Here is a 19054-nt window from a genome sequence, read left to right as displayed (position 1 = left end):
ACAGTCAACAGTCAACTAACTTCAAAACATCGGCATCAACTGAAGTGGCCCAATTCCCAACTCTTTAGCAGACACCCAGCGCACCTCAAGCAAAGCGATCATATCCTTAAACTGAGGCTGACCGCGAGAAGCACCCATCAACCCTTTAGCAATAATCAAACCGCACCAACCGTTGGTTAATTTACAGCGACGGTCCCACTTTTTGCGAGCTTCCTGATGCACCGGATCGTCTTCATTAAACTCTCCAAACAAATACAGCTCCCCATTTTTTGTTTGCAAAATACCCAAGTCGAATTGCTCATCCTGAAAAGGATTTTCGCCCGGATTAAAACCAATCCCCTTGACGCCTCCAGCTTCTTTCAAATCCTGAATCATAGTTTTTGCCTTCGGATGAGAAGTTTGGATCATCACCACCGGCAAACCATCTCCGGCGGTATTAATATCAACTTCTGCACCTTGGTGAAACTGGACACTTTGGCGCAGGAAATCTACCGTTTCCCAAGGTACGGCGCCGAGACTCAAAAATGAATTTTGCGGCACCAAATCGTCCCGCAGCAGTGGCTTGTCAAATTCATCATCATCGTCATCATCGTCATCATCGTCATCACCGAGCATCTGTAATAATTCGTCTGACACATCCGGCATCGTCGAAACTTTAACGGATACCTGTTGAATTTCTCCGTCAGACTGCGGAACTGGGATGCGGTAGCGGCTGCTAAGACTGGGAAAAGTGTCTGATCCCAATTTCCGGCGACCGTTGCGGAAAAAGCGGTGAAATGCTTCGAGAGCAACTAACATCGTGAGGGCTTCTTCTTCATAAAGAATTGATCGCAATCCTTCTAAAGGATGCAGGTTGCCGAAATTTGGTTCAATTTCCGATGGAGGCAAATCAGCTAAATCAATTTCTTCTTCGTCGTCCTCATCAATATCGGTGGCACTTTCAAAGGTGAGAAACAAACAGTCTTGCCCTAAAAAAGCCTGTTCTAAATCTTCAAAAGATTCATCGTTGTTGACGACTCGTTCTCGAAACCGCTTCAAGGATTCTAGAGAACGGTACAGTAAAACTCCGTAATCCATTCTGCCTTGCCCCAATACCGACACGTAGAGGCTGGCGACATCCCACTGATTGATTTCAATAGATATAATTTGGTGTTCGCTCAAAGTCCGCCATGGAGCATCTTGCCAAATTTGAGCAGCTTTTTCCATTAAAACTTCAGCATACTGAGGGGGCAACTCAGGAGGTCGGTTGATGGCGACCTCTTCCATGCCTCGAAATATTTCGTCAATTAGGGGCAATTCCGGCACGTAGTCAATGGAAATGCCTAAATCTTGAAGTACGCCCCGCAGATAAAATTGAATTTCTCGGTTTTTGACTACTATTTTTTGGGGGCGGACTGCGGGAGCAGGACTTTGGGGATGTTCCATTGCCCGTAGCAGGGCCCGGACGATCGCCTCTGGGCCAGCATCTGGGCCTACCATGTCCATAGCCCTCACGACTCCTTCGGATCCATCGACCCAGAGAATGCACTCGCCACCAGCTTCTAGAAAGTCATCGTCATCTAGCATCATGTGCGAGTCAGCATTAGATAAGGGTCGGCGATCGCCCTCCCACACGCTGGGAATTTGAGGTAAGTTTTGTAGCCGACGAAGAGTAGAGCGATTCAGCGCTGCCATAGAGTAAGCCCGTTGGGTGAAGCATTGTTGCGGTGCCGGTAGCCGGTCAACCGCTGCTTATCAATCATAAACCCTATAGGGGGAGAGGACATCAAGCTGGGGAACGAGGCCCCACGGGAATTAAAAATTAGCAGGTAAAAATTCTGCCTTCAGCATCTAACCGAAGGCCTTCTGGCGAATGCCTGTACAATGGAGGGATAAGATTAAACTCTTAGCATTAGACAATCTCAGGAGTTCGGCAATTTATGACTCAAGCCATTTCTGAAAAGCGTGGAATTCAAATGACGGACTCTGCTGTCCGTCAAGTTTTAGCTCTGAGAGAAAAACAAGGTAAAGACCTCTGCTTGCGGGTAGGGGTGCGCCAGGGCGGCTGCTCTGGTATGTCCTACGTGATGGATTTCGCAGATCCTAGCACTGTGAAATCCGACGATGAAGTGTTCGACTACGACGGTTTTCAGGTAGTTTGCGATCGCAAGAGCATTCTTTATCTCTACGGTTTGGTTCTCGACTTCAGCGATGCTATGATCGGGGGCGGCTTTCAGTTTACTAACCCCAACGCAACTCAAACTTGCGGTTGTGGCAGTTCTTTTTCTACATAAATTGGAAAATAGGGCATTGGGGATTGGTAATTGCTAATTGCTGAGAATGCCTCGGACTGCATTGCTGCGTCCCGCACCCAATGCTCTTTCCAATCTAAAATCTAAAATCCAAAATCTAAAATCGAATGACCCCTGAAGAATTGTTTAAAGACGGTTTCGATCGCTACCAAGCTGGCGAAGCCCCGGCTAATCTGATCCCCGTGTTTAAAGAAGTGTGCGAAAAAGCTCCCAAAAATGGCAATGCCTGGGCTAGTCTCGCGTGGCTCTACCTGTTAGAAAATAAACCCGCACCGGCTCACAAGGCAGCGAAAACCGCCGTTAAATTGAACCCTCACGACCCCCAAGCTCGCATCAACCTAGCAGTAGCAATCCTCGATCTCAAAGAAAAAGGAGTGCGCCCTCACGTAGAAGTGGCTCAGCAATTAGTGATGGCTTCCGAAGAGTTGCTCGACGAAGTTAAAAAAAATTTTGAAGAAGGATTAAGTAGAAAACCCGACTGGAAGAGTCTCGCCCGCGTTAAACAGTGGCTTCTGGAGCCGTAACCGCGCAAACAAGTCGATTTTTGGGCGGGGATCGAAGGAATCGGGTTTGTGGTTTATTACGATCTCGTAATAAATCAATAAATAACTTTATGGAAAACTCAGAAAGTCAGTGCTAGTATTTGAAAACTTAGACGATTGACAAACCCGCTCAGCGGTTTTCAGATTTTACTACGATAATACTAGGAGTTGTAAAAACATGAGCAATGACAGCCACGTTAACATCAAACCAGCAACCCGCAACCACAAAGGTTTCTTTATTCAGCCCGCTTCTTACAAATTGATGAGCATAGATAAATCTGGCTGGGCATTGATTTGCATGGACAAAGCTGTTTGTCACTATGTAGATCCTGATGATTTGCAATTGCCCAATAAATCGGGAATGTCTGAAGGTTAATTCTGAAGTTTTGAGAGACTTTAAGATGTTTTATTTGAGTAGCTGCCCTCCCTAGAGAGGCAGCAACTTTTTTTTGTCGCTTTTTTGTGCCGAAGGAAATCCCGAAACGAAGCCGTGTACGGGATTTAACGGATAAAAGGATAGAAGGAAGAATTAGCGATTACAAATTATATCTATTCCGGTTGCACTCCTCATGAGAGTTGGCTGTTTAGAGTTAACTCTGGGTCGAAAAACTGAATGGTTGAGTGTTAACTGTTGACTGGATTTTATGATTCCGATGCAGCCGGAAACGATGTTACCGATTACAAATTCCCTAATTGGTAGATTTCAAAGCAAAAAGTATCTCCAACTGAGCAGTTGTCGGTTGTGTAGAAGCTGTGGCTACGCTAACCCCTCGGAGAGAATTGAGCAATTCAGCGACGGGCGGCGAAACTAAATTGGGCTGTACTGCGAGCAAATATTGGTTGGCCCAAGACATGGTTTTTTCCATATCTATGTAAAAGTAACCTTGGTTGCCCCGCGGTAAAGAAGTGGCGATCGCCTGAAAACTCGGACTGCTGCTTAGCGGTTGCGGTGGTGTGGAAGTAATCACATCAACTAAAGGCCCGCCGAAAGCTACAAACACAGAATTTTCATTCAGCCAACCGTGCCCGAATAAAGTGCCTTGCTGGGGTATTTGCCACTCCGTAACCTCTTTGCCCTCAACGGTTCTAGGGGCGACGCTGACTGTAGGATTGCTTTTGGCGATCGCATCGAGTTTTTTCAGGGTTGCTTCGGCTGCAGGGCGATCGCTCGTTTCAAAAATCATCGCCGCCCCCATCCCCAACTGAGACAAAATCCCTTGATCCGAACCGATCGCCCCGATCGCAAATTCCCCATTCATCCAACCAAAAACATCTCGATCGGCATCTAAATCCAACCGCTTAAAACTATTCCTCACCTGCTGAACTCCCCTGTCAACTTCCGGGCTATCTTGTGCCTCAGCAGTTACTTGTGACCAAATTTTATCGATTCCCTTGCCGCCGACTAAAGCAATAGTTTCATCCGGAAATCGGGGCAACAATTTCGATGCGAATTGTGGATTTTGCTGAACGAATTTAGGGTCGAACTGAGCAATAGTTTTTACCCTCAATCCCTCACTATCCGCTCCTATTCCCGCAACCAAAGACTTAACTTGTTTGAACTGCGAAAACACTGTCCAAGGCAACTGAATATCTGGGGGCAAATTAGCTTTCAATTGCTCAATTGCAGCAGGATAGTCAGCAATATAAACAGTTGCGATCGGATTCTTGACACCAGCACTCTCTGCAAAAAACTTAGTTGTGCTCGGCTGCGTAGCGAGGGAGGGTTCTCCTTTAAAAGTATCGATCGCCAATTCCACAGGCTTTTTCAAAGGAGCCATCACTAATTGGTCGTTCAGCAAAGCCAAACTGTAGCGCTTGCCAGTTGGCTCTGCAATTTCAAAAATTTTAACTCCTTTATACTCGGTTTCTTGAGTAGTTGCACCGGGCTGAGATTTTAATTTATTAGCAAAATTCCAAGCGCTAATTTTATTTTTGACGCTGACTACTACCAGCAGTTTTGGAGGCTCTGTATTTGTCACAGCATCAGGGGGCAGCAAAGCGACCATCACCCCCCCTAACCAAGGTTTTAAGTCCCTGTCAAAGTCGATTTGAGTGCCTGCCAAGCTTTGTTCTTGAAAGGTCTTCAAACCCTGACCGATCAACTTTTGAGCCCCTGGCGTGCCAAATCGCTGCAACTGGGCCAACGCTTGGGGATTGGGGGAGATGAACGCGGCCATCATTGCTTCGTCGGGTACAACTTTGGCGCTGTCTTGAGGGTTGGATACTTGTTGGCTCAAACCCTGGAAGTAAAAGTAGACCGCAGCGCTACCTGCTGCGGCGATGGAGGCAGCAATTAGAAGCTTTGATTTTTTTGCAGGCATGGTTTGTGTTCCTCGCGTCCCATATCAGTTTAATCAAAATACAGAAAGCTTGTGGAGAGGCGATCGAGGCTGCTGTTTATTTTTGTATGATTTAACACAAGTTTGGACGATCGTCTAAACTGCTAGAACTGTGCATTATTTGTAAAAGATGAAAGTAGCGATCGCGGGAGCAACGGGATTTGTAGGTAGCCGGCTGGTGGAGAAACTGCAAGCTGCGGGAGATAAAGTGGTGGTTTTGAGCAGGGATGCGGCGAAGGCTGGCCGAGTTTTTCCGGCTTCAGCTTATCCGAATTTGGAAGTTGTCGCCTACACTCCGGCGTCGTCTGGTGATTGGCAAAAGTCGATCGCAGGCTGCGACGCGGTTGTCAATTTAGCCGGGGTTCCGATTGCGGAGGAAAGGTGGACGGAGGCGCGCCAGCAAGCAATTCTCGACAGTCGCACACTGACGACGGCAAAATTGGTGGAGGCGATCGTCAATGCTAATCCTAGACCATCTGTGTTTGTTAGCGCATCGGCGATCGGCTATTACGGAACCAGCGAAACCGCTGAGTTTGACGAAACGAGCCTCGCGGGAAACGATTTTTTAGCAGCAGTTTGCAAAGACTGGGAAGCAGCCGCCCAACCTGCAAAAAATGCGGGAACGCGGTTAGCAATTTTGCGGCTGGGGATAGTTTTGGGAATGGGAGGTGCGTTGGCAAAAATGCTGCCACCTTTTAAACTATTTGCAGGCGGGCCACTGGGCACTGGGAAACAGTGGTTTTCTTGGGTTCATCGCGAGGATGTAGTTGATTTAATTTTGTACGCTTTGCAAAATCCGCAAGTTGAAGGCGTTTTGAATGCGACAGCACCGAATCCGGTGCGGATGAATGAATTGTGTCAAACTTTAGGGGAAGTTTTAAAGCGGCCTTCTTGGTTGCCGGTGCCAGGTTTTGCTTTAGAAATGCTGTTGGGAGACGGGGCAAAACTTGTTTTGGAAGGGCAGAAAGTGTTGCCGAAACAAACTTTAGCTAGTGGTTTTCAATATCAATATCCGACGCTGAAATTAGCACTAGAAGAGATTTTGTCTGGAAGCTAAGAAGTAGCCGAATCCTCGTTGTCCAAGAAACCGGATTTCTTCGATAATTGTGGCATCCTCACGCCGGATTTTGTTAATAAACCCGGTTTCTGAGGGTCCTGCGGGCCTAATCCAAGAAACCGGGTTTCTGCGAGAATGTTGGCATCCTACCGAAGATTTGGGTAAGAAACCCGGTTTCTGACTCCCCGACGCGATCACCTCAGCCTCAGCCAAGAAACCGGGTTTCTGCGACAATTTTTGCATCCTCACGCCCGATTTGGGTAAGAAACCCGGTTTCTGAATCCCCACGCGTGTTCCCAGAAACTCCAAGAAACCGGGTTTCTGGGAGAATTTTGGCATCCCAACAGAGATTTGGGTAAGAAACCCGGTTTCTCAACCCCCCACGCGATCGCGCCTAACCCTGAGCCAAGAAACCGGGTTTCTGTGATACAGCAGATTCCAGGCAAATAGAGTACACCTTAATCCCAAACACTTACCAAAAGCACTTACCAAAATGGTTGACAAACCCTTGCAACCGTACTCCATAAACCTGGAAATTGCTGTAATTTAGGCATCCTACCCAAGATTTGGGTTTCAAACCCGGTTTCTGAGCCCCACGCGCGACTATATCTAGTTGTTATAATAAATAAACCTGAGCATTTTTTCTTCTAATAGAATAGCTTGTATTAATTGCCAGATGAAGATTAAGCGCGATCGCCCCCCCGGAGAGTGACAGAAGAGGGATATAGGGTTTAATCTTCAATATTGCGATCGCAATATAAACGCATTCTTAATATTCTGTTTATTCCTTGCTATTGAAACTGTTTCAGAGTAATCTAGTAACCATAAGTCAGTTATAATATTTTCATAAGTTGGATTCACGAAAAATTTCTGCAAGTTTAACTCACATCTCTGGCGCTCAAATCATATGGACACATCTGAAAAGTTTTGTTTTTGTACTCTAGCTGTAGGTGATAGGTATCGTGCTCATGTAAAGATGCTAGCTCAAGATATCCAGACCCATATGCCTTCCACAACTTTATGTATCCTAAGCGATCAACCAGAGCAGTTTAAAAATTTCCCTCATGTTCTGGTGTTCAAGCACCACCTCCAGAGTGTGAAAGGGTATCATGACAAACGTTTCGTTCTTGAAAAAGCTCTCTCACTATTTGAGAGTTGTATGTTTTTAGACTCTGATGTTAGATTGCTAGGCCCTCTAGTAGAAGAAATGAATTGGTCTCCTGGAATTACAGCAAGAGCAGGTACTGATTTGGTCAAACACATACAAAACATTAAAAATCCGAAAAAAATTGAAGTTATAAAAGCAGCAGGGCAAAAACTAAATATTGATCTTCAACAAGTGAAGTGGCTTCACGAGTTTATGTTTGTCATGAAGAGACAGAATGGATTAGAAGGGAAATTTTTTGAACTTTGGCAGACAATTTCTTACTTTTTTGAAATGCAAGAAATCTATCATGGTGAGGGTTATGCTATGGGGCTAGCTGCGGCTCGAATTGGGATGACATTTGATTTTTTCCGCGAAGACAAATTTCCATTCTTTAAGGATAATATTGAACGAGTAAGAATCCAAAATGGACAAGCAATTATTCAGGAGAAACAAATTTACTTCGACATCCATAAACAGATTGAATATCCCAAACGTTCCCTTTGGGAGAAAATCAACAACAAACTAAGTAAACAGGTTGTGTTTTATTATCGATTATTTAGACTGAGAGTTTTTATTAAAAAAGATCCTAATTATTATAAAATCTTTGGATGAGTATACAAAAAATAATGGCTCTTCATTACTTGGTATGCTAACTTGTATAGAAATGTAGTCCAAACCTTTGCGGAGCAAAGGTTTTGACTATTTATTTAGATGAATTGGGCTAGAATGAGCGATATTTCGTTTAATCCTTATTTAATATTGTTTCCGGTTGCATCGGAATGATTTAACCACAGAGAACGCAGAGAACACAGAGGGAGATAAGAGAGATGAATAATTCCGATGCTACCGGATTTGATATAACAAGGTTTACAGCTTGATTTTGGGTTGTTTAGCATACTACGTACTGAAGAACCAAATATTTCAACCTGAAAGCACATGATGCAGTAATTTGCAGTATAGAAAATGGAAAAATAGTCATAGAGCCTGTAAATCAGAAACTTTCCAAATATACCCTAGATGAATTATTAGCAGGCGAAATAGAACCGGGCGAAGAAATCTCTTGGGGAAAACCAGAAGGAGAAGAATTTTGCTAAAATATATCCCCGAACGAGGTCATTTTATTCGCTTCAATTTCGATAATCACAGAGATTTATGGAGAAACCCGGTTCCTGAGCCCGGCGCGATCGTGAGCTTTGAGCAAACTCCCCGGATCGGGCCCAGCGGGGATAATGCAGCCGGGATTCAGCGGGAACAAATTGCCGTAATAATCGCGCTTCACAGCCTCCAAATCGCAAGTGCCCGCAACACCCGGTAACTGGTACAAATCGCGCAGATAAGCTCCCAAATGCTCGTAATCTTGAATGCGGCGCAGATTGCATTTGAATAAGCTGTAGTAAACTGCATCAAAACGGAATAGAGTTGTAAAAAGCCGCACGTCTGCTAAAGTCACCCGATCGCCACAAAGGTAACGACTCCTCAAGAGCGATCGATCGATCTCGTCTAAAACAGCAAACAATTCACTGCAAGCCGAGTCATAAGCAGCTTGAGATTGCGCGAAACCGCAGCGATAAACGCCGTTATTCACCGATTGGTAAATCTTCTCATTCCACTCGTCAATTTGTTCTCGCAAATCCAGAGGATAAAGATCCATTTGAGGATTGCTAGCAAACTCGTTAAACTCCGAGTTTAGCATCACAATAATTTCCGAACTCTCGTTATTGACGATCGTCTTTTTCGAGTCATCCCACAGCACCGGCACCGTACACCGCCCCTGATAGCCCGGTAAAGCCAACTGGTAAAGTTCCGGCACCGTATTGCAGCCAAAAGTCTCCGACTCCATCACCCACATTCCCCCTTCCGAGGGATAGACAATAGAGACGGATATCGCATCTTCCAGCCCTTTGAGCGCCCTCGTCACCAGAGTGCGGTGCGCCCAAGGGCATCCCGTACCCACAAAGAGGCGATACCGTCCCGCAGCGGGCCCGTGAGGGTTGTCTGGTGCAGTGCTGACAAAGTTGCGGAAACTGCTGCTGGGGCGAATGTATGCTCCGGTGCGATCGGGCGGCGCTAGTTTTGACATCATTAATTGCCACATTGATGTCCAGACAAATTTGCCTAGCTTGACTGTTACCGATGAAGGAAGCGATTTGTTTTTCACAATGCGATTAAAAGAGCTTTGCCAAACATAATTCGCTTATTTTAACTCACAGCCGAAGGAAGAAGGAAGAAGGAAGAAGGAAGAAGGCAAAGTAAGCAATGGTTTCCCTCGTCCCCAGGCTCTGCCTGGGAACGCATATTTAGAGGCTCTGCCTCGCTGTTCGCTGTTTTCCCTCAACTGAGAACGAGTTTTCTAGGATCTGCCAGAGGCTATTTCAGCATAAGCTCGATCGATCAATCGGCGAGCAACCGTCTGAATTCCCGTATGTTCGTAATAATTGGTAGTCATGTCCAAAAACGCCGCCACATAATCCAATTTGTCATCGGTAACATCAACGTATTGCTTGAGATGGCCCAAAACTATGGCCGGAGTTAAGCCGCGAGACTGTACTAAATTGTTCATCCAACCTTGCGCTGAGGCGAAACTTGCTGTCACAAATCCGAACTTTTGTGAATTATTTGCGCCCGGAATTAGGTTGCTGATATTTTGGAATGTTGAGTTTTGCTGCAAGGTTGAAGGATTCAATCCGCCTAGGGTATTTTGTGCTACTCTAATGAAGTCCGGGCCAAGGGGAATTAAACCGTCAGCACAAACTAAAGCAGCCATCCGCATCAAAGATTCGCCTTTGTAATGAGATAAATAATTACCAAAGCTTCCCACATTGTCAAGGGAAATATTGTTAAGTTTGCAGAAGGCAATTAGCTCGATCGCCACTTTGACGCACAAGTCGATCGTTTGAGTAGTGTCAGCTTTGGGAGTGAGGCGGTTGAGAAAGGAAAGAAAGCCGATGTTTTCGCCGATTTTATTCGCCATAGCCGTTGCACCTAACGCACTGTCGGCGCTGTCTGCTAACTGGTAAAGCCTGAGTACGCCTTGATATGGCTCGTTGGGGTTAGCGTAAAGCTCGATCGCGCGATCGCAAATTTTCCCCACTAATTTGCGCTTTGTTTCCCCTGTCACCGCTTCAATAGTATTATCAAAACCCGTCAGATTGTTCCACTCTCCCGGAACCACAAAATCGAGAGATTTTAACATCTTCACAGTGACCCCACCCGATGGCAAATTGTCAACCAATTCCACAATAGATTTGCTCATCACAAACTCCTTAATAGCCAGATTTAAAGTGTTCTTCCAAATACTCCAACTTCGGCAAATCCGATTCCAGATTCTAGATGAATTCCCCAGAACTAAGTAGGCAAGCACAAATAAATATTATACCAGCCGAGCCACTTTTGCCCTACTCTTATCTTTTCTCTCTTTTCTTCCTCTGCGTTCTCTGCGCCCTCTGCGGTTCATTAAAAAAAGTCTTTCCCCCAAAACATTTGCATTTCACTCGCCCTCACCAAGTTAAGTTTCATTATATCGAATAACTCAAAATCCTCGCACTGTGTTAAAATAGATGGCGCAAAATAGAAACACATAAAATATGACAGTTGCAGTTAACAAAACTCCCGGATTAGCCTCGCGTTTAGTAAATGGCGTACTCTCCATCAAACCTTTGGCTAATCTAGCCAAGCACCAAGCGCGGGAAATGATGATAACAAGAGCCGAAAAAATTGGAGTGCATTGGCGACAAGAATCCCAAGCACTTTTAGCTCGAAATTGGGATGCAGAATTGCTCAGCGTCCAAAATCCCGATCTGGTTTACCCGAAATATTATCTAACTTCATTTCACGCTTATGAAAAAGGTAATATGAGTTGGGAAGCTGCTACAGAAGTAGAAGTTGCCGCCCGTACAGTTCACGCGGGAATTTGGCCAGAAGCGGGTGCAGAAGGCGATGCAAAACTCCGCGCCAGCTATCACGAAGTCATCAAATCTCAGATTGCTTCTTCACCGCGAGATATTGTTGATTTGGGATGCAGTGTGGGAATGAGTACCTTTGCTCTTGGCGAGGTTTACCCGGAAGCGAAGATGACTGGGGTAGAGTTGTCTCCTTATTTTTTAGCAGTTGCTAAATACCGTTCCCAACAGCGAGAATCCCAATCTTTAAATCAAAAATCTCCGACTTGGGTTCATGCTGCTGCTGAATCTACTGGTTTACCTGCGGCTGCTTTTGATTTAGTTTCTATTTGTTTAGTTTGTCACGAATTGCCGCAGAAAGCTACTAGAGAAGTGTTCCGGGAAGCGAGGCGTTTGCTGCGTGTTGGCGGACATTTGACAATTATGGATATGAATCCTCAGTCGGAAGTTTATGCCAAAATGCCTCCTTATATTTTGACTTTGCTCAAGAGTACGGAGCCTTATTTGGATCAGTATTTTGGGTTGGATATTGAGCAAGCTTTAGTTGATTCTGATTTTGCTGCGCCGACAATCACTTGCAATACAGTCCGACACCGGACTATTGTTGCTAAGGCAATATAGCGGTTTTCAGTAGAGTGAAGTACAGATATCGGGTAGGACACGGCAGTGCCGTGTCTAAAGCTGTATTTATTTAATTCGATTGAAAACTGCTATAAATGGTAAAGTTGCAGAGATATTATTCAATCCTTGGGGCGGTGCGTGAGTGTAAATAGTCTAATCTGTGGATTTTAAAATTTCTGCGATCGCGCCCCCTACCGATAAATAATTCCGATGCTACCGGATTTGATATTGGACAGCCGTAGAAGCTATTCACAGCGCCATTTGTTAGACATTTTGATAGAACCATAAAAGTAGGACATCTTCATGAACCCGACAGCCCCCTCTCAAAACGTCATCGATTGTTTGCAGGTTATCTTGGATGCCACTGCATCGAAAAATTACGAGCTTTTTACCACAGTCGGTGATGCAGGCTACAAAGCGGGCATTACACAACAAATGTTTGACGATGTTAGCGAGCTGCTCGCTTCACGCCTGCAAAAGGGATACTCTATTACTTATTTTGGTGAGATAAAACAAGGTAATTCTCCGATTTATTTGTGGAAGCTGAGTTTTGAAGATGGTGGAGATGAATTTGTGGCACACATGACTATGAATGGAGACAAAGTTGCTGGGATTTTCATCGAATAACATATCTTGCTTCACACGGCGTTTTACTGCAATGAATCTAACGCCGATCGCCCACAACCGTTAATCGAAACCGATCGGGTGGCACAAAGGTGATTCCCCGGCGCACTGGACGAATTGGCCGATCGAGATTCGATACAAACTCACGGGAAGACAGCACCGTTGCTAAAACGAGCTTCATTTCCAACATCGATAACGCCATCCCGATGCAGCTTCGACTCCCGCCTCCAAACGGTAAAAATTCAGAGGCGGAAAACTTGCGATCTAAAAAGCGATCGGGGTTGAACCGGGCGGGATTTTCGTAGGTTTCAGGCCGACGGTGCGCCAAATAGACAGAGGGGATTAAAATCGTTCCCGGTTGATATGTATAGCCTTCGAGTTCGATCGTCCGTTTCACCTTGCGCGGCTGCGAAATTAAGGCAATTGGATAAACCCGCAGCGCTTCCTTGCAGACTGCTGTTAAGTAGGGCGACTGCGAAAGCGCGATCGGATCGGGATTCTCGCCCAATTCATCCAATTCCTTCCGCAACCTAGCAAGGCATTCGGGAAACTGATGCAGCCAGTAAAACGCCCAAGTCAACGCCGATCCAGTCGTTTCATGTCCCAACAACAACAGCGTCATCAACTGATCGCGCAATTCTCGATCGCCGAGGGATTCGCCGGTGTCGTCGCGGGCCATCATCAACACCGACAGAATATCCGTGCGTGACGAATCGAGAGAATGCGATCGCCTCTCGGCAATTTCCGCATAAATCAGCGAGTCAATCTGCGCCATCTGCTGCAAAAACTGCCCCCACGGACTCCAAGATCCCAAATTTTGCTGCAACGGTTCAAAGAAAAATTGTATCGAGTACAGCTCAGAGGTAATCGCCTCTAAAAGCTTGCTGAGCAATTGTTTCAGGCGTTCGTAGCGCTCTCCCGGCACTAATCCAAACACGACTTGCAAGATTACTTGCAGCGAAATTTCTAACATTTCTTCGCGTACTGCGATCGCATCTGGGGCTTTCCAGTTGATCGTCTGCTTTTTCGTCAAATCAACAATCAAATGCCCTTGACTGTGCAACTGTTCCCGATGCAGCGCGGGCATTAATAGCTGTCGCTGTCGCAGATGTCGCGGCCCTTCATTCATGATTAGGGATTCATTTCCCACCAGCGGGCGAAATACGTTGGTCACTTTGCCAAACTCAAAGGCATCGGCTAACGTCGTAAACACCGCCTGAATCGCTTCTGGACGGCCCAGAAACACCACGGGGGGCGAAGAGGGCCCTAACACGCGGGCGGTAAATGTATCGCCGTATTTGGCCCAGGAGCGATCAAAAAATGCGATCGGGTCAGCTACCAGCGAAAGCGTTTGGAACAGAGCAGGAGAACGAGATCCGGTAGGCAGCGTCATTGCAAAACTGGCGAAACACAATATTTCTAGTGTATTTTGACATACTCCGAAGTTTTCGATCGACCTTGCACCCTGCAATTTATCTGCGATCGATTGCGAAGGCCAGTAGCAAAAATAGTAATGCTATCCCGATAGATCGCAGATTGTATGGCTAGCTTCCCAGCCTAAACTGCTAAAAATTGTAGTTTTAGATGAAATGGATGCTAGCGATCATTTGTTTGGCATTCTGCTCACGAAAATCAAATGACTTTGGGATACAATTGTTGTAAAAGCTGGTAGCCAGTTGGCTGAATTTGTTATGACATTAACATCCCGTGTTGTTCATAGCGACCCCGATATTCTGGGGGGAACCCCTGTTTTTGTTGGGACTCGTGTGCCAATGAGAACCCTACTTGATTATCTTGAGGCTGGTGATTCATTAGAGGTATTTCTAGACCATTTCCCTAGTGTCAGTCGGGAACAGACAATTGCAGCTCTTGAATTAGCAAAGGAAATGCTGACAGCCTATGCGAATCCTGCTTGATGAATGTGCCCCACGACCTTTAAAGCGTGAACTTGCTGATTACGAGATACGCACAGTTGTTGAGATGGGATGGTCAGGAAAAAAGAACGGTGAATTGCTGCGGCTTATGAGTCAAGAGGGCTTCACCATTCTGCTCACCACCGATCAAAATTTGCGCTATCAGCAAAACTTGCAGCAAGCTGGAGTCGCCGTTATTGTTCTTGTAGCATCGAGCAACAGACTTCCTGATTTACTTCCTCTAATACCAGATGCTCGTAACGTGTTGAATATCATTACTCCGGGGGAAGTGATTGAAGTCGGAGGTTCTTAAAAGTTTTTAGGCGACGCAGCACGACAACTCCCGCGCGCGATCGCACAGATGTTATGTGTTAGGAGCGGAGGTAGTCTGCTGCGGGTGATTGACACCGTTAGATCGCTCTATTCCTGCGAGGGTGGTTCTGCAGATTGTACGGCTAGCCTCCCAACCTAACATGACTGTTTTACGCTCTACTCCCCAGCAATAGCCACCGAGTTCTCCAGATTCTCGAATGACTCGGTGACATGGAATTAGATAGCCGATCGGATTTTTACCGATCGCATTTCCGACAGCTCTAGCAGCAGTTGGGCGAGCTACCATTTGAGCTATAGTTTGATAGGTGGCGATCGCACCAAAGGGCAATTGCAAAAGTGCTCGCCAAACTTGGATCTGAAAGTTAGTGCCTTTTACCAAGAGCGTTAGTGGTTTTTGCTCGCTGAGAGTTTCTGAATTGAAAATCAGGTCACGCAATGATTGAGTGGCTTGCTCATCACGAATGATTTCAGCATTTTTCCAGGTCAATCGCAGTCTTTGTTCGGCGGTTTGTTCGTCTGTTGTATCCAAGAAATAAAGATTACAAATACCACGGGCAGTTGTAGCAATTAGAGATGTGCCAAAGGGGGTATCATGAATACCATAGCGAATTTGCAAACCTGCTCCGCCTGCTTTGAACTCCCCTGGTGACATTGCTTCCAAGTTCACAAATAAATCGTGCAATCGTCCGGGACTCGATAGTCTCACGTCCAATGTTAGGTCTAGAAGGCTTTTAGTCTGAGTGATTTTTGACTTGGCATATTCAACTGTCAGATATTGCAAAAACCGCTTGGGGCTAATGCCGGCCCATTGAGTAAATAGCCGTTGAAAATAATATTCACTAAGTCCTATGTGCTGGGCCACAGTTGCCAGATTGGGCTGGTTTAGGTGGTGTTGTCGCATAAAGGCGATCGCCCGAGCAATCCGGTGATAATCTTCGCTAGCATAGACACTCGCATTCTGCATCGAAATCATCTATCTAAGTCAAGGGAATTTTGATGTTTCCTTACTTTAGCCATAGAGTCGGCTCAAAGCCACCCGTTTCTTGCGGTGAATGCAATCAGTCGATTTTAGATTTTAGATTTTAGATTGAAGAGTTTGAAGAGATTGAAGAGATTGAAAAAAGCGACCTCATATCGTTTCCGGTTGCATGGGAATGATAAAGTCAAGGTCGCGCAATTCCACATTCCCCCACGGATCACCTCCCACTCGCCATCATTCCGGTGTTACCGGAATTGATATCACCCTCCGCGCAACTGCGTCACCAAGTGAACTAATTCTGGTAAAATTAGCTTTTCCACAGCTAGTTTCACACCATTGCTAGAGCCGGGAAGAGAAAAGACTAACTTGCCTTGATACACGCCTGCAACTGCGCGAGAGGCGATCGCCCTCGAACCAATTTCTTGATAGCTCAAAAACCGAAATATCTCCCCAAATCCCGGTAAAATCCTGTCGAGCAAACTCTCCATCACATCATAAGTCGTATCTCGGGGAGCGATGCCCGTCCCGCCATTAAAAATGATTGCATCCACATCTTCACGCTGGGAAAAAGCCTGCATTTGCAATACAATTTTGGCCGCATCATCTTTAACAACAGTGTAAGCTACCACAGAGTGACCCGCATCTTTTAGCAACTTCTTAGTTAACAAGCCGCTACTGTCTGTTTCAGCCGAGCGCGTGTCGCTAACAGTAATGATAGCGCAATTTACGGTTATTTTAGATAAATCGGGGTGAGGAATTTGCGTCATATAACAGATGTTTAAGAAAAAAGAAAGAAGCAATAAGGAAGAGGAAATCAGGAAAAGGGAAGAGGGAATAAGTCATTAGTTAGTTGTGATTTGTTCGTTGTTAGTTATTCATTATCAAATAACTAATAACCAATAACCAATGCCCCATGCCCCATTCCCCATGCCCTATTCCCCCTCAATTATGCCTTGCTAAATCCTAAGCCGTTTGTTTCCGAGTAGCGTTCCATGAAACGCATAAATCGATCCCATTCTGCGGAACTTTTCATTATATAAAGAGCTTCCAAACCTGCAGGCTGACCGTTGATGAACTTAGCATTAACCTCGCGAGTGATGAGTTCGCCTTCTTCGTCGATCATGTACATTCCAGTAATGTCTTCGGTACTGGTGCTGCTGAGAGCTTTGGGATTTTCAAAGATAAACGTGGCAGTGCCTTGCTCTCCGCTTTTAGAACGGGTTAGGCGCACTTCGGGCACAGCATCTTCGTCTATACCCCGAGAAAATTGAATTTTAGCCATAATCTGACAGTCGAACCTTAAGGATTGCTTAATTTCTTAATGTTTAATCATAAAACGATTCGGGTACTCGCAAATCAAGACTTGGGAGAGTGGGAGTGGGCGAGAGTGGGTGAGAGTGGGTGAGAGTGTGTGAGAGTGAGGGAATCGCAGACAAGGGCTAGGGGAGATGGGTTGATTCTTTGTACCCCAAGTTCTCCTATCCCTTGTCTCCCAATTCCCTTAGACGATGTAGGGAGAGTTAATTGGCTCGGCCCGCTTTGTGGCTACCAGAGTTTGGTAGATAAGGGCGGATATCTCGCCGCGGGTGATGTCGTGGGCGGGGCAAAGCTTTTCGCGGGCGGGATAGTTGACCACGATTTTGCGCTCTGTGGCGGTTGCTATCTCGTCGGTGGCAAAACTGGGAATCTGAGCTCGATCGACATAAACGCTCAAAGAATTGGGGTTGCCGCCGCCCAACTGCAAGCCGTTTACCAAAGAAACGATCGCCTGAAGTCTAGTCAAATTCTGCTCCGGGCGAAACGTGCTGTCTGGATATCCAGCCAAAAAGCCAGCTCGATTAGCTTGGTCGATCGCACCTTGCGCCCAAAAATCCGTCGCCACATCCTTAAAAACCGTCGCCTCACGGCGAGGCATCAATTCAAACGCCTTCGCCAACATAGCCGCATACTGAGATCTAGTTACAATCTCGTAAGGTTGAAAAGTGCCGTTAGGAAACCCGTTAACAATATTCATCTTTGCCAAGCGATCGATAAAATCCTTAGCCCAATGCGTGCTGATGTCGCTAAACTTTAGCCCGCCAGGAGTCGGAATTGGCGTCACATTGCCCAAATCAAATAAACCTTTCACCCGCGAAGAATTGAGTTGATTTCCCCCCGCAAAAATCTTAACCCCAGTCGCATTTTGCAAGTCAAATTCGCCGTTATTCTGAAAGATATTGCCGCCCAAATCTTGAGCATTCCCCATATCTGGCAGCGACTTATCCACCGCATTCAAACCGTCTTCCGTATTTTTTTCGATGCGATTATTGCGTAAAATCGGCTGAGATTCTCCCGCTAAAACTATACCGGATCGATTTTCCAAAATTTGGTTATCAGCAATCAAAGGAGCCGACTGAGCTTGCAGAGAGATGCCGAAACCCGTCTTTTGAAAAATATTGCGCCGTATTACTCCCTTAGCAGTTCCCGCCATAATCACCCCAGCCGCAGAGTTGGCCACAAATATGTTGTCGAGAATCGCAGGATTAGCGGTTCCCGTGGCAAAAACGCCTTCGCGCTTGCAAAGTGTGAAAGTGCAGTTAGCCACAGTCGGAGAAGTTGACTCAATCCAGACTCCCGTGCCGCGACTATCGAGATTAGTAACAGTTACTCCCCGCAATTCGGAATTAGTTGCTAGCAGTATCGTGATATTTTGGCCCGCAGCGGTGGGACTTACAAATTTGCCGCTGCCTTGAATCAGAATGCCTCTACCTTTGTTAGCTTCATTGCCAATAACTTTGACTCCCGATGGAATTTCCAAGGGAAATTTTTCGCCACTAGCAGCGCTATAAGTTGCCGGTGCTAACTGAATCGTAGTTCCTGATGCAGCGCGGGCAATGATCGCGCGGGCTATAGTTTTGAAGGGGGCTGATTGGCTGCCGACTGCGGCATCGCTGCCTGTTTGCGGGTTGACGTAAAGTGTTGTCATGTTTTTGGCCAAGAGATAATTGGCGATCGAGCTTTTGTGCAATTTCCATTGTCTGGGAACTTGACCCCGGATCTATATTCACCTTTGATTGCGAAGATTATTTAATTGCACGATATCTGCAACATCACCCATCAGGAGCATTTGTGACAAGTTAAGAAAAAGTGCAAATTGTCAAGGGGATAGAGAAAAAAAGGTAAAATAGGCTGAAACATCTATCTGGCAGGCAGTTGAGCTATAGTTGAACCAGTTATGAGTAGCAAAAAAAGAATTAACCGAGATCATGCAAAGAAAAAAAATCGTCTCCAAGTAGAAAATGAAGCGATCGCGAATCACCTGGAAGATTT

General features: G+C 45.9%; 18 protein-coding genes. 9 read left to right on the top strand and 9 right to left on the bottom strand.

Annotated features, from left to right (window positions below; translation table 11 throughout):
• Positions 1 to 21: 21 nt before the first annotated feature.
• On the bottom strand, positions 22 to 1674 hold the full coding sequence (locus QUA36_RS17915) for a DUF6930 domain-containing protein (protein WP_333458589.1): 1653 nt from the start codon (positions 1672 to 1674) through the stop codon (positions 22 to 24).
• A gap of 245 nt (positions 1675 to 1919) precedes the next feature.
• Here QUA36_RS17915 and QUA36_RS17910 point away from each other — a divergent pair, with 245 nt between their 5' ends.
• From QUA36_RS17910 to QUA36_RS17900, 3 genes are all read left to right on the top strand, one after another.
• Entirely contained in the window at positions 1920 to 2273 is a 354-nt protein-coding gene (locus tag QUA36_RS17910; RefSeq protein WP_006632680.1) for a HesB/IscA family protein, read from the top strand.
• A 125-nt stretch (positions 2274 to 2398) separates the two neighbouring features.
• Positions 2399 to 2815 carry a tetratricopeptide repeat protein gene (locus QUA36_RS17905; protein ID WP_333458588.1) on the top strand — a complete coding sequence of 139 codons (417 nt, stop codon included), beginning with the start codon at positions 2399 to 2401 and terminating at the stop codon, positions 2813 to 2815.
• 196 nt (positions 2816 to 3011) lie between these two features.
• Positions 3012 to 3209: a hypothetical protein gene (locus QUA36_RS17900; protein WP_172187588.1), complete on the top strand. Its 198-nt coding sequence runs from the start codon at positions 3012 to 3014 to the stop codon at positions 3207 to 3209.
• Between the two features lie 313 nt (positions 3210 to 3522).
• Here the strand turns inward: QUA36_RS17900 and QUA36_RS17895 are convergent, their stop codons facing one another.
• Positions 3523 to 5154 (bottom strand): DUF3352 domain-containing protein, encoded by a 1632-nt coding sequence (locus QUA36_RS17895; protein WP_333458587.1) that lies wholly within the window; start codon positions 5152 to 5154, stop codon positions 3523 to 3525.
• 148 nt (positions 5155 to 5302) lie between these two features.
• Here QUA36_RS17895 and thyD point away from each other — a divergent pair, with 148 nt between their 5' ends.
• The gene (thyD, locus tag QUA36_RS17890; protein WP_333458586.1) at positions 5303 to 6229 is read left to right on the top strand and encodes a thylakoid membrane protein ThyD; all 927 of its coding nucleotides are present in this window, start codon (positions 5303 to 5305) and stop codon (positions 6227 to 6229) included.
• A gap of 976 nt (positions 6230 to 7205) precedes the next feature.
• A complete protein-coding gene (locus QUA36_RS17885; RefSeq protein WP_333458585.1) occupies positions 7206 to 7988 on the top strand; it encodes a hypothetical protein in 783 nt (260 codons plus the stop codon).
• Between the two features lie 538 nt (positions 7989 to 8526).
• Here QUA36_RS17885 and QUA36_RS17880 read toward each other — a convergent pair.
• Both QUA36_RS17880 and QUA36_RS17875 read right to left on the bottom strand, forming a co-directional pair.
• On the bottom strand, positions 8527 to 9471 hold the full coding sequence (locus tag QUA36_RS17880; protein ID WP_333458607.1) for a glutathione S-transferase family protein: 945 nt from the start codon (positions 9469 to 9471) through the stop codon (positions 8527 to 8529).
• A gap of 255 nt (positions 9472 to 9726) precedes the next feature.
• Positions 9727 to 10629, bottom strand: coding sequence for a hypothetical protein (locus QUA36_RS17875; RefSeq protein WP_333458584.1), 903 nt, complete (start codon positions 10627 to 10629; stop codon positions 9727 to 9729).
• Positions 10630 to 10960: 331 nt separating this feature from the next.
• Between QUA36_RS17875 and QUA36_RS17870 the strand changes: the two genes are divergently transcribed.
• Positions 10961 to 11896, top strand: a complete 936-nt coding sequence (locus tag QUA36_RS17870; RefSeq protein ID WP_333458583.1) for a class I SAM-dependent methyltransferase — start codon at positions 10961 to 10963, stop codon at positions 11894 to 11896.
• Between the two features lie 303 nt (positions 11897 to 12199).
• Positions 12200 to 12523, top strand: a complete 324-nt coding sequence (locus QUA36_RS17865; protein ID WP_333160513.1) for a hypothetical protein — start codon at positions 12200 to 12202, stop codon at positions 12521 to 12523.
• Positions 12524 to 12560: 37 nt separating this feature from the next.
• On the opposite strand, the gene QUA36_RS17860 is transcribed toward QUA36_RS17865, so the two are convergent.
• Positions 12561 to 13913: a cytochrome P450 gene (locus QUA36_RS17860; RefSeq protein ID WP_333458582.1), complete on the bottom strand. Its 1353-nt coding sequence runs from the start codon at positions 13911 to 13913 to the stop codon at positions 12561 to 12563.
• Between the two features lie 298 nt (positions 13914 to 14211).
• On the opposite strand from QUA36_RS17860, the gene QUA36_RS17855 reads away from it, so the two are divergent.
• Positions 14212 to 14436, top strand: coding sequence for a DUF433 domain-containing protein (locus tag QUA36_RS17855; protein WP_190662860.1), 225 nt, complete (start codon positions 14212 to 14214; stop codon positions 14434 to 14436).
• Positions 14420 to 14746 (top strand): DUF5615 family PIN-like protein, encoded by a 327-nt coding sequence (locus QUA36_RS17850; RefSeq protein WP_333160505.1) that lies wholly within the window; start codon positions 14420 to 14422, stop codon positions 14744 to 14746. The genes QUA36_RS17855 and QUA36_RS17850 overlap by 17 nt, the downstream gene beginning before the upstream one ends.
• 51 nt (positions 14747 to 14797) lie before the next feature.
• Here the strand turns inward: QUA36_RS17850 and QUA36_RS17845 are convergent, their stop codons facing one another.
• From QUA36_RS17845 to QUA36_RS17830, 4 genes are all read right to left on the bottom strand, one after another.
• The gene (locus tag QUA36_RS17845) at positions 14798 to 15739 is read right to left on the bottom strand and encodes a methylated-DNA--[protein]-cysteine S-methyltransferase (protein WP_333458581.1); all 942 of its coding nucleotides are present in this window, start codon (positions 15737 to 15739) and stop codon (positions 14798 to 14800) included.
• 266 nt (positions 15740 to 16005) lie between these two features.
• Positions 16006 to 16512, bottom strand: coding sequence for a MogA/MoaB family molybdenum cofactor biosynthesis protein (locus QUA36_RS17840; RefSeq protein WP_333160501.1), 507 nt, complete (start codon positions 16510 to 16512; stop codon positions 16006 to 16008).
• Between the two features lie 179 nt (positions 16513 to 16691).
• The gene (gene psb28 / locus QUA36_RS17835) at positions 16692 to 17027 is read right to left on the bottom strand and encodes a photosystem II reaction center protein Psb28 (protein WP_333160499.1); all 336 of its coding nucleotides are present in this window, start codon (positions 17025 to 17027) and stop codon (positions 16692 to 16694) included.
• Between the two features lie 219 nt (positions 17028 to 17246).
• A complete protein-coding gene (locus tag QUA36_RS17830; RefSeq protein WP_333458580.1) occupies positions 17247 to 18710 on the bottom strand; it encodes a DUF1565 domain-containing protein in 1464 nt (487 codons plus the stop codon).
• Positions 18711 to 19054 lie beyond the last annotated feature (344 nt).

This window comes from Microcoleus sp. Pol10D4 (genome assembly GCF_036701555.1).
Taxonomy (GTDB): domain Bacteria; phylum Cyanobacteriota; class Cyanobacteriia; order Cyanobacteriales; family Microcoleaceae; genus Microcoleus.
This window is presented reverse-complemented; position numbering and strand designations above follow the sequence as displayed.

Coding starts and splice junctions, on each gene's coding strand:
- QUA36_RS17870 (WP_333458583.1), top strand. CDS start 10,961: ATGACAGTTGCAGTTAACAAAACTCCCGGATTAGCCTCGCGTTTAGTA.
- QUA36_RS17875 (WP_333458584.1), bottom strand. CDS start 10,629: ATGAGCAAATCTATTGTGGAATTGGTTGACAATTTGCCATCGGGTGGG.
- QUA36_RS17910 (WP_006632680.1), top strand. CDS start 1,920: ATGACTCAAGCCATTTCTGAAAAGCGTGGAATTCAAATGACGGACTCT.
- QUA36_RS17865 (WP_333160513.1), top strand. CDS start 12,200: ATGAACCCGACAGCCCCCTCTCAAAACGTCATCGATTGTTTGCAGGTT.
- thyD (WP_333458586.1), top strand. CDS start 5,303: ATGAAAGTAGCGATCGCGGGAGCAACGGGATTTGTAGGTAGCCGGCTG.
- QUA36_RS17845 (WP_333458581.1), bottom strand. CDS start 15,739: ATGATTTCGATGCAGAATGCGAGTGTCTATGCTAGCGAAGATTATCAC.
- QUA36_RS17855 (WP_190662860.1), top strand. CDS start 14,212: ATGACATTAACATCCCGTGTTGTTCATAGCGACCCCGATATTCTGGGG.
- QUA36_RS17840 (WP_333160501.1), bottom strand. CDS start 16,512: ATGACGCAAATTCCTCACCCCGATTTATCTAAAATAACCGTAAATTGC.
- QUA36_RS17850 (WP_333160505.1), top strand. CDS start 14,420: ATGCGAATCCTGCTTGATGAATGTGCCCCACGACCTTTAAAGCGTGAA.
- QUA36_RS17900 (WP_172187588.1), top strand. CDS start 3,012: ATGAGCAATGACAGCCACGTTAACATCAAACCAGCAACCCGCAACCAC.
- QUA36_RS17895 (WP_333458587.1), bottom strand. CDS start 5,154: ATGCCTGCAAAAAAATCAAAGCTTCTAATTGCTGCCTCCATCGCCGCA.
- QUA36_RS17830 (WP_333458580.1), bottom strand. CDS start 18,710: ATGACAACACTTTACGTCAACCCGCAAACAGGCAGCGATGCCGCAGTC.
- QUA36_RS17915 (WP_333458589.1), bottom strand. CDS start 1,674: ATGGCAGCGCTGAATCGCTCTACTCTTCGTCGGCTACAAAACTTACCT.
- QUA36_RS17905 (WP_333458588.1), top strand. CDS start 2,399: ATGACCCCTGAAGAATTGTTTAAAGACGGTTTCGATCGCTACCAAGCT.
- QUA36_RS17880 (WP_333458607.1), bottom strand. CDS start 9,471: ATGTGGCAATTAATGATGTCAAAACTAGCGCCGCCCGATCGCACCGGA.
- psb28 (WP_333160499.1), bottom strand. CDS start 17,027: ATGGCTAAAATTCAATTTTCTCGGGGTATAGACGAAGATGCTGTGCCC.
- QUA36_RS17885 (WP_333458585.1), top strand. CDS start 7,206: ATGCTAGCTCAAGATATCCAGACCCATATGCCTTCCACAACTTTATGT.
- QUA36_RS17860 (WP_333458582.1), bottom strand. CDS start 13,913: ATGACGCTGCCTACCGGATCTCGTTCTCCTGCTCTGTTCCAAACGCTT.